The 13,682-nt window shown below is 73.7% G+C and carries 12 protein-coding genes; 9 read left to right on the top strand and 3 right to left on the bottom strand.

Annotated elements, in window-relative coordinates:
* Genes AC3RJ8_RS14025 through AC3RJ8_RS14015 form a run of 3 tightly spaced genes read left to right on the top strand, consistent with a single transcriptional unit; the run spans window position 1 to window position 4,414 of the window.
* Window positions 1-1,614 (top strand): NADH-quinone oxidoreductase subunit M, encoded by a 1,614-nt coding sequence (locus tag AC3RJ8_RS14025; protein ID WP_489715644.1) that lies wholly within the window; start codon window positions 1-3, stop codon window positions 1,612-1,614.
* Complete coding sequence (gene nuoN, locus AC3RJ8_RS14020; RefSeq protein ID WP_489713182.1) at window positions 1,611-3,326, top strand: NADH-quinone oxidoreductase subunit NuoN; 1,716 nt, start codon at window positions 1,611-1,613, stop codon at window positions 3,324-3,326. Before AC3RJ8_RS14025 ends, nuoN begins: the two co-directional genes overlap by 4 nt.
* Window positions 3,327-3,370: 44 nt before the next feature.
* Complete coding sequence (locus tag AC3RJ8_RS14015) at window positions 3,371-4,414, top strand: polyprenyl synthetase family protein (protein ID WP_489713181.1); 1,044 nt, start codon at window positions 3,371-3,373, stop codon at window positions 4,412-4,414.
* 105 nt (window positions 4,415-4,519) lie between these two features.
* Here the strand turns inward: AC3RJ8_RS14015 and AC3RJ8_RS14010 are convergent, their stop codons facing one another.
* Together AC3RJ8_RS14010 and AC3RJ8_RS14005 are read right to left on the bottom strand one after the other, a co-directional pair.
* Entirely contained in the window at window positions 4,520-6,010 is a 1,491-nt protein-coding gene (locus tag AC3RJ8_RS14010) for a S1 family peptidase (RefSeq protein WP_489713180.1), read from the bottom strand.
* Between the two features lie 192 nt (window positions 6,011-6,202).
* On the bottom strand, window positions 6,203-6,781 hold the full coding sequence (locus AC3RJ8_RS14005; RefSeq protein ID WP_489713179.1) for a prepilin peptidase: 579 nt from the start codon (window positions 6,779-6,781) through the stop codon (window positions 6,203-6,205).
* 119 nt (window positions 6,782-6,900) lie between these two features.
* Between AC3RJ8_RS14005 and AC3RJ8_RS14000 the strand changes: the two genes are divergently transcribed.
* Window positions 6,901-7,500 carry a hypothetical protein gene (locus AC3RJ8_RS14000; RefSeq protein ID WP_489713178.1) on the top strand — a complete coding sequence of 200 codons (600 nt, stop codon included), beginning with the start codon at window positions 6,901-6,903 and terminating at the stop codon, window positions 7,498-7,500.
* A 73-nt stretch (window positions 7,501-7,573) separates the two neighbouring features.
* Here AC3RJ8_RS14000 and AC3RJ8_RS13995 read toward each other — a convergent pair whose 3' ends face one another.
* Entirely contained in the window at window positions 7,574-8,416 is an 843-nt protein-coding gene (locus AC3RJ8_RS13995; RefSeq protein WP_489713177.1) for a UbiA family prenyltransferase, read from the bottom strand.
* Window positions 8,417-8,470: 54 nt separating this feature from the next.
* Between AC3RJ8_RS13995 and AC3RJ8_RS13990 the strand changes: the two genes are divergently transcribed.
* The 5 genes from AC3RJ8_RS13990 (at window position 8,471) to htpX (ending at window position 13,680) form a co-directional block, all read left to right on the top strand.
* Window positions 8,471-9,577, top strand: coding sequence for a type III polyketide synthase (locus tag AC3RJ8_RS13990; RefSeq protein ID WP_489713176.1), 1,107 nt, complete (start codon window positions 8,471-8,473; stop codon window positions 9,575-9,577).
* Window positions 9,574-10,119, top strand: coding sequence for an isoprenylcysteine carboxyl methyltransferase family protein (locus AC3RJ8_RS13985; protein ID WP_489713175.1), 546 nt, complete (start codon window positions 9,574-9,576; stop codon window positions 10,117-10,119). Before AC3RJ8_RS13990 ends, AC3RJ8_RS13985 begins: the two co-directional genes overlap by 4 nt.
* Window positions 10,116-11,162: an NAD(P)/FAD-dependent oxidoreductase gene (locus tag AC3RJ8_RS13980; protein WP_489713174.1), complete on the top strand. Its 1,047-nt coding sequence runs from the start codon at window positions 10,116-10,118 to the stop codon at window positions 11,160-11,162. Before AC3RJ8_RS13985 ends, AC3RJ8_RS13980 begins: the two co-directional genes overlap by 4 nt.
* Before the next feature lie 169 nt (window positions 11,163-11,331).
* Window positions 11,332-12,699 (top strand): FAD-dependent oxidoreductase, encoded by a 1,368-nt coding sequence (locus tag AC3RJ8_RS13975; RefSeq protein ID WP_489713173.1) that lies wholly within the window; start codon window positions 11,332-11,334, stop codon window positions 12,697-12,699.
* An 87-nt stretch (window positions 12,700-12,786) separates the two neighbouring features.
* Complete coding sequence (gene htpX / locus AC3RJ8_RS13970; protein WP_489713172.1) at window positions 12,787-13,680, top strand: zinc metalloprotease HtpX; 894 nt, start codon at window positions 12,787-12,789, stop codon at window positions 13,678-13,680.
* The last annotated feature ends 2 nt before the right edge of the window (window positions 13,681-13,682 follow it).

The raw sequence follows: 13,682 nt of genomic DNA, 5'->3' as shown, positions 1-13,682 counted from the left end.
ATGACGATGTCCAGCTTTCCCTGGCTGACCGCCCTGGTGGTGTGGCCGCTGGTCGCCGCGCTGGCCACGGTGCTGACGGGCGCCGGGCGCGGACGCCCGGCCGCGGGCGCCACGACCGGCGGTGGAGCGTTCAGCGCCGGGTCGGCGCGCACGGTGGCCCTGGTCGGCGCGCTCGTGGAGGTGGCCCTGCTGGTCGGTGCCTTCGCGGCGTTCGACACCGCGGCGGCGGGCACCCACCAGCTCACCGAGACGTACGCGTGGATCCCGGCGCTCGGGGCGAGCTACGCCGTCGGCGTCGACGGGGTGTCGCTCCTGCTCGTGGCGCTGAGCGTGGGGCTCGTGCCGTTGGTGATCCTCGCGGCCTGGCACGAGCAGGGCGGCGACCACGTCCGGCTGCGGCGCTACCTCGCCACGGTGCTCGTGCTGCTCTCCTTCATGGTCGTGGTCTTCACGGCGCGGGACGTGTTCCTGTTCTACGTGGTCTTCGAGGCCATGCTGATCCCCGCCTACTTCCTCATCGGCGGCTTCGGGCAGGGCGCGCAGCGCCGGTACGCCGCCGTGAAGTTCCTGCTGTTCTCGCTGGCCGGCGGACTGGTGATGCTGGCCGCCGTCGTCGCGCTGTACCTGCAGGTCCCGGTCGACGCCGCGACGGGGCTGCGTCCGGACGACGCGTTCCTGACGGACAACGTCACGGGGCTCGCGCTCGACCCCACCGCCGAGCGCCTGATGTTCTGCGCCTTCTTCCTGGCGTTCGCGATCAAGGCGCCCATGTTCCCGGTGCACACCTGGCTGCCGGACGTCACCCAGAACGCGACGCCGGGCACGTCCACGCTGCTCATCTGCGTGCTGGACAAGGTGGGCACCTTCGGGATGCTGACGCTGTGCCTGCCGCTGTTCCCGGAGGCGAGCCGCTGGGCCGCCCCGGCGATCATCGTGCTCGCCGTGATCTCCATCCTGTACGGCGCGATCCTGGCGATCGGCCAGACGGACGTCCTGCGGCTGATCGGCTACACGTCGGTCTCCCACTTCGGGTTCATCATCCTGGGCATCTTCACCTTCACGTCGCTGGGGATCTCGGGGTCGAGCTTCATGATGCTCAACCACGGCATCTCGACGGGTGCGCTGTTCCTCGTCGCCGGGTTCGCGATCGCCCGGCACCCGCGGCGCAGCCAGCAGATCGCCGACTACGGCGGCATGCGCAAGGTCGCGCCGGTGCTCGGCGGGACGTTCCTCGTCGCCGGTCTCTCGGCCCTCGCGCTGCCGGGTCTGGCCACGTTCGTCTCGGAGATCATGGTCTTCCTCGGCGCCTACGCGCGCTGGCCCGCCGCCGTGCTCGTCGCGGTGCCCGCCGTCGTGCTGGCCGCGGTCTACGTGCTGCTGACCTACCAGCGCATGTTCACCGGGGAGGTCGCCTCGGACCTGAGCGGCGCGAAGGACCTGGACGGGCGTGAGGAGACGGTCGCGGGCGTGCTCGTGGCGGCCCTGGTGGTGCTCGGGCTGGTACCCGGTCCGGCGCTGGACTACGTCCGCGACCCGGCCGGCGTCTCCGTCGAGCACGTGGGTGAGACCGATCCGGAGCCCGTGCTCGGGGCTCTCGAGGGGAGCGAGCAGTGAACGCGTTCGAGGCACCTGAGATCGACTGGGCCGTCCTGGCGCCCGTCCTCGTCGTGCTGGCCGCCGGTGTGGTCGGCGTGCTCATCGAGGCCTTCGTCCCGGACCGGGTGCGGCGCACCACGCAGGTCGTGCTCACGCTGGCGGCGCTGGCGGGCTCGCTGACGGCGGTCGTCCTCCTGTGGGACACCGTCGCGACCGACGGCTACGCGTTCGTCGTCGACGGGACGTTCCTGCTCACCCCGTTCACCCTGGGGATCCAGGCCGTGGTGGCGATCCTCGCGATCCTCGGCGTGCTGGTGATCGCCGACCGCACCCGCACGGGGGAGGACGCCTTCGCCCCCACGGCGGCCGCCGTGCCCGGCACCAGGTACGAGGACGCCGCCCGGGAGGCGGGGCTGCAGCAGACCGAGGTCTATCCGCTGGTGCTGTTCGCGACCGGCGGCATGCTCCTGTTCCCGGCGACCGACAACCTCATCGTGCTGTTCATCGCGCTCGAGGTGCTGTCGCTGCCGCTGTACGTGCTGTGCGCGACGGCCCGCCGTCGTCGGCTGCTGAGCCAGGAGGCCGCGTTCAAGTACTTCCTGCTCGGGTCCTTCGCGAGCGCGATCATGCTGTTCGGCATCGCGCTGGTCTACGGGTTCGCCCGCACCGTGAGCCTCGAGGGGGCCCTGGGGGCCCTGGTGGACCCGAGCAGCCCGGTGCTCGAGCTCATGCCGACGCTGGTGATCGCCGGCGTGCTGCTCATCACCGTGGGTCTGCTGTTCAAGATCGGCGCCGCGCCGTTCCACACCTGGATGCCGGACGTCTACCAGGGAGCCCCGACCCCGATCACCGGGTTCATGGCGGCCTGCGTCAAGGCGGCCGCCGTCGGGGCGCTGGTCCGCGTGGTCTTCACCCTCGCGCTGGGCCTCGACGAGCCGTTGCGCCGTGACCTGGAGGTGGGCTTCTGGGCGGTGGCGATCCTGACGATGCTGGTCGGCACGGTCGCCGGTGCGGTGCAGACGGACGTCAAGCGCATGCTGGCGTACTCCTCGATCGCGCACGCGGGGTTCCTCACGGTGGCGTTCGTGGGCTTCTCCGAGACCGGGTCGCAGGCGGTCCTCTTCTACGTCCTGGCCTACGGGCTGGCGACGCTCGGCGCGTTCGCGGTCGTGACGCTCGTGCGCGAGCAGGACGCCGACGGCGTGGTGCTCGGCGAGGCGACGCACCTGTCGCAGTGGGCGGGGCTGGCGCGCCGGTCGCCGTGGCTCGCGGCGGCGTTCTCGCTGTTCCTGCTGTCGATGGCGGGGATCCCGCTCACGGCGGGCTTCATCGCCAAGTTCGAGGTCTTCTCCGCCGCCGTGGCGGCGGGTGCCTGGCCCCTGGCGGTGCTCGGCGTGCTCGCCTCGGCGGTCGCGGTGTTCTTCTACGTGCGCCTGATCGTGCTCATGGTGCTGACGCCTCCCACCGAGGAGACCGAGGGCGTCACGGAGCCTGCTGGGCCCGGATCCCCGTCGGCCGAGAACGCCGACGGCGCCGCACCGGCGACCGGCACCCTCACCGCCGCGCCGGCCACCCTGGCCCGGGCGGCCGTGGTCGTGGTGCGCTCCCGCGGCCTCGCCACGACGGCGATCGTGGCCTGCGCCGTCGGGGTGGTGCTGCTCGGCATCCTGCCGCAGGTCGCACTGGACTGGGCCTCGCAGGCGGCCACGTTCCGGCCGCTGCTGCCGTGACGTCCGGTTCGCCGCTCCCGGGCCCGGGCAGATAGGTTCGGACCGTGACCCGTGCTTCTGACGCCTCGGCCGGTGCTCCTGCCGCGCTGCCGACCGCGATCCCCGTGAGCGACCCCGCGCTGGCCGACCGTCTCGCGGGACGGCTGGCGCAGGTCGACGCCACGCTCGCCGACGCCGTGGCGTCGACCGACGCGCTCGCCGACGACGCGTCGCGCCACCTCATCGCGGCCGGCGGCAAGCGGTTCCGCCCCCTGCTCACGCTGCTCGCCGGCGAGCTCGGCGACGGCGCCGACCCCCGGCTCGTCGACGCGGCGGTCGTGGTCGAGCTCACCCAGGTCGCGTCGCTCTACCACGACGACGTCATGGACTCCGCGCCCGTGCGCCGCGGGGCACCGTCGGTGCACTCGGTGTGGGGCAACACCGTCGCGATCCTCGTGGGGGACCTGCTGTTCGCCCGGGCGTCGGCCCTGGTGGCGGGTCTCGGGCCGGAGGCGGTCGTGCTGCAGTCGCGCACCTTCGAGCGGATGTGCCTGGGCCAGCTCCACGAGACCACCGGCCCGGCCGCCGGGGCGGACGCCGTCGAGCACTACCTGCAGGTGCTCAGCGACAAGACCGCGTCGCTGCTGGCCACCTCCGCCCGGCTCGGCGCCATGTTCGGCGGGTGCGCCGACGACGTGATCGACGCGGTGACGGGCTACGGCGAGAAGGTGGGCGTCGCCTTCCAGCTCGCCGACGACGTGCTCGACGTCGCGTCGTCGGGCGACGAGTCGGGCAAAACCCCTGGCACGGACCTGCGCGAGCACGTGCCGACCATGCCGGTGCTGCTGCTGCGCCGGCGCGTCGAGCGCGGCGAGGCGACGCCGTCGGACATCGACCTGCTGGCCCGCCTGGACGGCGACCTGTCCGACGACGCCGCGCTGTCCGCCGTCGTGGCGGACCTGCGGGGGCACGGCGTGCTGGCCGAGACGCGCGAGCTGGCCGTGCGCTGGGCACGCGAGGCGGCCGCCGAGCTGGCGCCGTTGCCCGACGGGCCGGTGAAGCAGGCGTTCGACGACCTGGCCACGGCGCTGGCCGACCGGGCCGTCTGAGGCCGTGCTCCTGAGCCTGTCCGCCTGAAGTCGTCCGCACCGGCTGACCGGCGGCGGTGCCGGTCAGCCGGTGCGTGTCACGACCGCGACGTCACGACGGCTGCCTCACGACACCGTGATGCCGGTCGTGTAGGCACCCGAGCCCGCGTAGGCGTGGACCACGACGCGGTAGTAGCCCGACGACGCCGAGTACGTCAGCGAGTCGAGGTGCGACGTCGTCGTGCCCTGGGCGACGCTCGACCAGCCGCTGCCGTTCCAGCGCTGCAGGTAGACGTCGTAGTCGCCGGTCGAGGGGCCCTCGACGCAGGCGCTGATCGTCGCCGAGCTGCTCTGGTTCCAGTAGCTGCCGTCGGGGTGCACGGCCTGCCCGCCCTGGTTCAGGGAGCCGTCGCCCGTGTAGGACGAGCCGGAGCAGGCCGGGTCCTCACCGCCGCCGCCAGCGCCGCCGCTGGTGACGAGCGTGAGGTCGTAGCGGTTCAGGATCGGGTTCACCGGCTGGAAGAAGGTGGTGCCGCCGGTGCTGCAGCTGCCGGACCCGCCGGAGGTCACGCCCTGCGCCTGGTCGCCGGCCAGCAGCGAGCCGCCGGAGTCGCCGGGCTCGGCGCAGACCGTGGTCCGGATCAAGCCGCTCACGCTGCCCTGCGGGTAGGTGACGGTGGCGTTGTAGGCCTGGAGGGTGCCGCAGTGCCACCCGGTGGTCGAGCCGGAGCGGCACACCTGCGAGCCGACCGGCGCCTGCGTGGAGCCGGCGACCTCGACGACGCCACCGGCGTAGTCGTTGACCGCGCCGACGGGGGTGTTCCCCGCCGCGGTGCGCACCCAGGCCATGTCGCTGCCGGGGAAGACGGAGCCGGCGAAGGTGCCGCTCGGCTGCGACGTCGTCGTACCCGTGGACCCGCAGTGCCCGGCGGTGACGAAGCCGGTGGTCACAGCGAAGCCGACGGAGCAGCGTGACCCGCCGCCGGTGTAGTAGGCGTTGCCGCCGACCACGTCCTGGTAGGTCCGCGGCTCCTCGGTCGTGACCTCGAAGGTCACGGCGCGCTGGGGGACCCCGGCCGCTCGGGCGGCCTGGCGGGCCTCGCCGCGGGACCCGCGGTGGACCTGCACGACGAGGGTGTTCTCGGCGAGGTCGACGTAGGTGCCGGGGACGCCGTCGACCTCGGACAGGGGCGCGGTGAGGGAGGCCTGCCACTCCTCGAGGTCCTCGAGCGAGTAGCGGGCGGTGACGGCCTTCGCCCCGGCCTGGCGGACGGTCGAGACCTGGGCCTGGTCGGTGACGGCGGCGTAGACGACGTCGTCGTCGGTGTCGAGCCACAGCCCCGCGAAGTCGTCGCCGAGCGCGTCGTCGAGCTCGTCGAGGGTCACGGAGGCCTCGGCCTGGAAGTCCAGACGCTCGACGGCACGGTCCTCGGTCACGTCCAGGTCGTCCTGCATGGCCTCGAGCAGCTCGTCGGGGTACTTCTCCGCGAGGTCCGCGCCGCCGATCGGCTCGTCGGCGTCGGGGGTGGGGGGCGCGGCGTGGGCGGTGAACGCCGAGGTCGCGAGCGTGAGCGTCGCCGTGGTGGTGGCGAGCCGCCTGAAGGTCGTACGTCTCATGGAGCTTCCTTCCGTCAGGTGCCGGGCCGGTTGCCCGGCTCTCCCACGGTAGGCTCCATCTTCAGTTTCTGCTCAGATAACACTCAGGTCATACCGAGGCGATATGCAGGCTGAGCCAGTAGCCTCGAGCATCGATCGGAGCTCCGGGACCAGCCTCTCCGGTGCGATCGGATCTCGCCCGTCGAACCGCACTCAGGCGGCGGCGAGCCGGGCGGCCGTGAGGGCGAGCGCCGTGCCGACGAGCATCGCCGGGCCGAACGCGATCGCCGTCTTGCGGGTGGCCCGCCGCGCGACGATGAGGGCGAGCGCCACGAGACCGCCGACCAGGAACGGCAGCACGGTGGCGGCCCACAGCACGGACCAGCCGTACCAGGCGCTGACCATGCCGAGGAGGACGGCCAGCTTGACGTCTCCGAGGCCGAGCCCGGACGGGCTGACGAGGTGCAGCAGCAGGTACCCCGCACCGAGGGCGCCGGCGCCGAGCAGCGCGCGCAGGGCGGCGTCCCAGGAGTCGTCGGCGAGCGCGGCCGTCGCCAGGAGCGCGCCGACGACGGCGGTCGCCGGGTAGGTGAGCGCGTCGGGCAGGCGGTGCGTCGCCGCGTCGATCACGCCGAGCGCGACGCCCGCGACCGCCGCCACCGCGAGCGCCGGCGTCGACCACCCCGGACCGCTCGCCCAGATCGCCCACACCACGGCGAGCGCTCCCCCGACGGCGACGCGGCGCCGGTACGGCGTGACCTCGAGGCGGGCTCGTGCGAGGAGGGTGGGCACGCGAGGATCGTAGGCGAGATGCCACGACCGCAGGTCGGTCGTCCACAGGCCCGACGGCGGGCCCGTCGCCTGCGGTAGTGTCCGTGCCCGTCCAGCCGTCGACGGAGAGGCCTGATCTCGTGAACGCCCGGAACAAGCGCGCCCTCTACGTCACGGCGCTGGTGGTGGTCGCCGTGGTCTCCCTCCTGCGGTTCGCCCTGGACCTGCGGGACGGCGCCACCGACGCCGCGGCGATCTGGATCGCGCTGCTCGTCGTCCTGGTGACCGTGGGGGCTGTGCTCGGGACGTTGCGGCACCGGGTCGCGGGGTGCGCCGCCCACGCCGCCCGGCGGCGCCCGGGCATGGTGGTGGTGCCGGGCTTCACGACGGCGGAGATGCCGGACATCGCTCGCCACCAGGGTGCGTCGGCGCGGGGCTGGCTCGCGATGGGCGGCAGTCCGATGGCCGTCGTCGTCACGCCGACCGAGCTCGAGGTGTGGGCCCGGCGCGAGGACGGCCCGCGGTGGGTGGTGCAGCGCACGCCCGACGGCGTCACCGACGGCCCCGCGGTGTTCGGCGGACGCGAGGTACCCGCCGTGTGGGCGCACGACGGGCTCACGGCCGTGGTCCTGGTCCCCGCCTACCGCCCGCTGCGCGCCGCGGCCGGCACGGTCGGCGAGGACGTCGCCCGAGCCGTGGCCGAGCTGAGCGGCGCGGTGCCCGTGACCGGCGCGCGCTGAGCCCTCCTGCCGCGGGCCGGCCGCCCGGTGGCCACCCGGTCACCACGGCGCCTACCCGGCACCCACCCGGCGCCTACCCGATGATGTGGTCCCCGGCCGCGACGATCTGCACCACGCACAGGCCCGCGACCGCCATGGAGAGCAGGAATGGCGCCCGGCTGCGGGGCCGTGCCACCCCGAGGACGCCGGCCCCGACCGCCAGGGCGAGGGCGACGACGGTCAGCGCGGTGCGCGTCACCGTCGGCTGACCCGGCGGCCCGAGGAGGGTCACGAGGCTTCCCGCGCCCAGGACCGCCGGGGCGAGCACGCTGGACCCCCGCCGGCCGAGCCGGTGCGGCAGCCCGCGCACCCCGGTGGCGGCATCGTCGTCCAGGTCGGGCAGCACGTTGGCGACGTGGGCGCCGACACCGAGCAGCGCTCCGGCGAGCACCGCCCAGCCGGCCACGACGCCGCCGCCTCCGCTCGCGGCGACGACGAACGCGGGCAGCAGCCCGAACGCCACGGCGTAGGGCAGCCACGACCAGACCGTCCGTTTCAGCCAGAGGTTGTAGGTCCAGCCGCCGGCGACGACGCCGAGGTTGGCGAGCCCGGCGACCAGGCCGGTCGAGAACCCGAGCACCGTGCTGAGGACCAGGGCGCCCCACGCCGCCGTGCGCAGCGTCCCGGGGTCGACCAGGCCGGAGACGGTCGGCTTGTCGACCCGCCCCACCTGGCGGTCGCGGGCGGCGTCGAGCCAGTCGTTGCTCCACCCGATGGCGAGCTGGCCCGTGCCGACGGCCGTGGTGACCAGGGCGGCTCGGGCGAGGCCGGCCCCGACCCCGAGCGCCAGGGCGGCGGCGAACAGCGTGACGGTCAGGGCCGGTGCCGGGTGGGTGGCAGCCACCATCCCGCGGGTGCGTGTACCGAGTCCGGTCATGCCCATGAACGTAGTGCCCGCGCGTCGTGGCCGCTGAGGTGCCACGATGCCAGCATGCCCCGTGTGCTGGCCGTCGCCCCCGCACTACCCCCGGACGTCTACCCGCAGCAGCAGATCTCGGACGCCATCGTGCCGCTGCTCGCGCCCGAGGGCCCGCGTCGTCGGCTGGCCCACCGGGTGCACGCCGCCTCGGGGGTCGACACCCGTCACCTGGCGCTGCCGATCGACGAGTACGCGGGCCTGACGTCGTTCGGCGACGCGAACGGCCACTTCGTGCGCGTCGGCACCGGCCTGGCGGAGCAGGCGTGCCGGGCGGCGCTCGCGGACGCGGGTACGGCGCCCGCGGAGGTCGACCTGGTGCTCTTCACGTCGGTGACGGGCATCGCCGCCCCGTCGCTGGACGCCACCCTGGTGCACCGTCTCGGCCTGCGTCCCGACGTGCGGCGCCTGCCGTCCTTCGGGCTCGGCTGCGCCGGGGGCGCGGCCGGGCTGGCGCACCTGCACGAGTACCTCGTCGGCCGTCCGCGCCAGGTCGCCCTGCTCGTCTCGGTGGAGCTGTGCTCCTTGACGTTCCAGCGCGACGACACCTCGACGGCCAACCTCGTGTCGTCGGGGCTGTTCGGCGACGGAGCGAGCGCCGTCGTCGTGGGCGGTGACCGGGCCCGCGCCGTCCGCGACCCGGGCCCGGCAACAGCGCGGAGGCGGACCCCCCACGTGGTCGGCGCCCGCAGCCACCTGTACCCGGGCACGGGGGACGCGCTGGGTTGGGACGTGCGGGACACCGGGTTCGGCATCGTGCTGTCGCCCGAGCTGCCCCGGCTGCTCGGCGCGCACCTGGCGGGGGACGTGAAGGACCTCCTGGCGCCCCACGGGCTGACGGCGGACGACGTCGGCACGTGGGTGGTGCACGCCGGCGGCCCCAAGGTGGTGGACGCGGTGCGCGACGCGCTCGACCTGCCCGAGGCTGCCGTGGCACGCACGCGGGCCACGCTCGCGGCCGAGGGCAACCTGTCGTCGTCGTCGGTGCTGCACGTGCTGGCGGCGACGCTGGCCGACGGCGAGCCGAGACCTGGGGAGTGGGCCGTGCTCATGGCGTTCGGGCCGGGTGTCGCCGCGGAGCTCGTGCTGCTGCGCGGCGACCGGGGGGCGGTGGGCTCATGAGCGTCGCGCTGTACGTCGCCCTCGTCGTGGCGACCGGCTTCGAACGGCTGGCGGAGCTCGTCGTCTCCGCGCGGCACGCCCGCTGGTCGTTCGAGCGCGGCGGCGTGGAGTCCGGGCGGGGGCACTTCGGTCCGATGGTCGCTCTGCACACCGGCCTGCTGGTGGCCTGCGTGGTGGAGGTCGTCGCGCTGGACCGGCCCTTCCTGCCGTGGCTGGGCTGGCCGATGCTGGCCCTCGTGGTCGCGAGCCAGGGTCTGCGGTGGTGGTGCATCGCCACGCTCGGGCCGCAGTGGAACACCCGCGTGATCGTCGTGCCCGGACTGTCGATGGTCCGGCGCGGGCCGTACCGGTGGATCCCGCACCCCAACTACGTCGCCGTCGCGCTGGAGGGCATCGCGCTGCCGCTCGTGCACTCGGCGTGGATCACCGCCGTCGCGTTCACCGTGCTGAACGCCTGGTTGCTGCTCGGCTTCCGGATCCCGGCGGAGGAGCGCGCGCTGCGCGGGGCGCTGGGACCGGGGCCGGACCCCGGGCGTCGGTGAGCGCCGACACCGACGTCCTGGTGGTCGGGGGCGGGCCGGTCGGGCTCGCCGCGGCGGTCGAAGCGCGCCGGGCCGGGTTCGACGTCGTCGTCCTCGAACCGCGCGGCGTCCCCGTCGACAAGGCGTGCGGCGAGGGTCTGCTGCCCGGAACGCTCGCCGCCGTGCGACGCCTCGGGGTCGACCCGGCGGGCTGGGACCTGCGGGGGATCTCCTACCGGCAGGACGGCACGGTCGCCGACCACCGGTTCCGCGACGGCCCCGGCCGCGGGGTGCGGCGCACGGTGCTGCACACCGCGCTGCACGAGGCGGCGCTCGCGGCGGGCGCTGCCGTCGTGCCCGGCCGCGTCGGCACGGTGGGGCACGACGACGACGGCGTCACGGCGGGGGGCGTGCGGGCCCGCTGGCTGCTGGCGTGCGACGGGCTGCACTCGCGCGTGCGCCGGGAGGTGGGGCTCGAGGTGGCGCCGGGGCGCCGGGCGTCGAGGCCCTGGCCGTCCGGCGGCCGGCGCTTCGGCCTGCGGCGGCACTACCGGGTGGCCGCGTGGTCGGATCGGGTGGAGGTGCACTGGGGCCCCCGCGTCGAGGCGTACGTGACCCCGGTGGCGCCGGATCTCGTGGGGGTGGCCCTCCTCGGGCCGCCCGGCATGGTGTTCGACGACGAGCTCGCGACGCTCCCCGAGCTCGGGGACCGGCTGGCGGGCGCCGGGCCGGCCGGGCCGGTGCGCGGGGCCGGGCCGTTGCGGGTGCGGTCGTCGGCCCGCGCGCGGGGTCAGGTACGGCTGGTCGGCGACGCCTCCGGGTACGTGGACGCCTTGACGGGCGAGGGTCTGCGGGTCGGGTTCGCGCAGGCGCGGGCCGCCGTCGTGCACCTCGACGACGCCGCGTCGTACGAGCGGGCGTGGCGGCAGGTCACGCGGGACTACCGCCTGCTGACGGGCGGGCTGGTCGCCGCCGCGACGTCGCGGGTCCGGCGCGGCGTGGTGCCGACGGCGGCGCACCTGCCGGGGGTCTTCGGTGCGGTGGTGGAACGGCTCGCACGGTGAGTGGTCAGGAACTGCTCGCCATGTGAGACGACCTGTTCACCTCTCGGGACGAATGTGAGAACCTGGCGTCGTGCCAGCACCGGACGTGAGGTAACCCTCACCTCGGTGCCTGGAGTTCCTCGTAGAATCGAAACCCACGCAAGCCCCGATCCGGAAGGCGTACCTCGCAGTGAGCAGCTCCCGACCCCTGCGCGTCGCGATCGTCGGTGCAGGACCCGCGGGCATCTACGCCGCGGACATCCTGTCCAAGACGGACCTCGACGTCAGCATCGACCTCTTCGAGCGTCTGCCCGCCCCGTTCGGTCTCGTGCGTTACGGGGTCGCCCCCGACCACCCGCGCATCAAGGGCATCATCGGCGCCCTGCACAAGGTGCTGAGCAAGGGTGACGTGCGGCTGCTGGCGAACGTCAACTACGGCGTCGACCTCAAGCTCGAGGACCTGCGTCAGTACTACGACGCGGTGATCTTCTCGACGGGTGCCATCCGGGACGCCGACCTGACGATCCCCGGCATCGACCTCGACGGCTCCTACGGCGCCGCGGACTTCGTGTCGTGGTTCGACGGGCACCCCGACGTGCCGCGCACCTGGCCGCTGGAGGCCCAGGAGGTCGCCGTGCTCGGGGCCGGGAACGTCGCCCTCGACGTCGCGCGCATCCTGGCCAAGCACCCGAAGGACCTGCTGTCCACGGAGATCCCGGCCAACGTGCAGGCCGGTCTCGAGGCGTCGCCGGTCACCGACGTGCACGTGTTCGCCCGTCGCGGCCCCGCGCAGGTGAAGTTCTCCCCGCTGGAGCTGCGCGAGCTCGGGCACGTGCCCGACGTCGACATCGTCGTCTACCCGGAGGACTACGACTTCGACGAGGGCTCGATGGCCGCCATCGAGGCGACCAACCAGACCAAGCAGGTCGTCAAGACCCTCACGGACTGGACGCTCGTCGAGCCGTCGCAGCAGACGGCGTCGCGGCGCATCCACCTGCACTTCCTGCAGGCGCCGGCCGAGGTGCTGGGCGAGGACGGGAAGGTCGTCGGCCTGCGCACCGAGCGCACCGCCCTGCAGGGCGACGGCACGGTCAAGGGCACGGGCGAGTTCCACGACTGGCCCGTCCAGGCCGTCTACCGCGCGGTCGGCTACTTCGGCTCCCCGCTGCCGGAGATCCCCTTCGACGACCTCAAGGGCGTCATCTCCAACCGGGAGGGCCGCGTCGTCGACCTCGACGGCGAGCACCTGCCCGGCGTCTACACCACCGGGTGGATCAAGCGCGGCCCGGTCGGTCTGATCGGGCACACCAAGTCGGACGCCTCGGAGACGGTGCGTCACCTGGTGGAGGACGTCGCCGACGACGGTCGGACGGCACCGCACGGCGAGCCGCAGCAGATCATCGACTTCCTCGCCGAGCGCGGCGTCGACGTGGTCACGTGGGACGAGTTCTCAGTCCTCGACGCGCACGAGCTGTCGCTGGGCGAGCCGCACGGGCGCGAGCGCATCAAGGTCGTCCCCCGCGAGGAGATGATCGACATCGCGAAGGGTCGCTCCTGACCTGACCCACGCACGAGGCCCGACGGCGGTGGGAACCGCCGTCGGGCCTCGTGCGTTGCACGGGTGTCGCCTGGAAGGAGAACGCACGTGGGTCATCGGCACTTCAACGGTCTCAAGACCGTGCTGCTGTTCGGGGTGCTGTGGGTGGTGCTCCTGGGTCTGTGGGCGGTGTTCTTCCGCGGCAGCCAGGGGATGCTCTTCCTGTTCACCGCTCTCGGCCTCATCGGCACGTTCGTCGGGTACTGGAACTCGGACAAGATCGCCATCAAGGCGATGCACGCCTACCCGGTCACCGAGCTCGAGGCGCCGGAGATGTACCGGATCGTGCGCGAGCTGTCGACGGTCGCCCGCCAGCCCATGCCCCGGCTGTACATCTCGCCGACCCAGGCGCCGAACGCCTTCGCCACCGGCCGCAACCCGAAGAACGCCGCGGTGTGCTGCACCGAGGGCATCCTGCGCATCCTGGACGAGCGCGAGCTGCGCGGCGTCCTGGGCCACGAGCTCATGCACGTCTACAACCGGGACATCCTCACGTCGTCCGTGGCCTCGGCCCTGGCCGGCGTCATCACGTCGCTCGCCCAGTTCCTGCTGATCTTCGGTGGCGGCGACCGCCGCGAGGGCGGCAACCCGCTGGCCGCGCTCGCGCTCGCCATCCTCGCCCCGTTCGCCGCGATGCTCATCCAGATGGCGATCTCCCGCACGAGGGAGTACGACGCCGACGAGGACGGTGCCAAGCTCACCGGTGACCCGCTGGCCCTCGCCTCGGCACTGCGCAAGCTCGAGCAGGGCACCGCCGCGGCGCCGCTGCCGCAGACCCGCGACCTCGAGAACGTCTCGCACCTCATGCTCGCCAACCCGTTCCGTGGCGGGGGCCTGGCCAAGATGTTCGCCACCCACCCGCCGATGGCCGAGCGCATCTCCCGCCTCGAGAAGATGGCCGGCGGCACCGGGTTCGGCCCGGGCGGCATCACCCGGTACTGAGC

It is taken from the genome of Isoptericola sp. MSGPD8_1_ISO-PGPR-S23-394, assembly GCF_058072785.1.
The sequence above is the reverse complement of the archived record's forward strand: the minus strand, read 5'-3'. Positions and strand labels throughout refer to the sequence as shown.

What these genes read in the sequence shown, in the direction of transcription:
- AC3RJ8_RS13990 (WP_489713176.1), top strand. Translation starts at nt 8,471, where the DNA reads ATGCCCCGTGTGCTGGCCGTCGCCCCCGCACTACCCCCGGACGTCTAC.
- AC3RJ8_RS14010 (WP_489713180.1), bottom strand. Translation starts at nt 6,010, where the DNA reads ATGAGACGTACGACCTTCAGGCGGCTCGCCACCACCACGGCGACGCTC.
- AC3RJ8_RS14025 (WP_489715644.1), top strand. Translation starts at nt 1, where the DNA reads ATGACGATGTCCAGCTTTCCCTGGCTGACCGCCCTGGTGGTGTGGCCG.
- AC3RJ8_RS13995 (WP_489713177.1), bottom strand. Translation starts at nt 8,416, where the DNA reads ATGACCGGACTCGGTACACGCACCCGCGGGATGGTGGCTGCCACCCAC.
- AC3RJ8_RS13985 (WP_489713175.1), top strand. Translation starts at nt 9,574, where the DNA reads ATGAGCGTCGCGCTGTACGTCGCCCTCGTCGTGGCGACCGGCTTCGAA.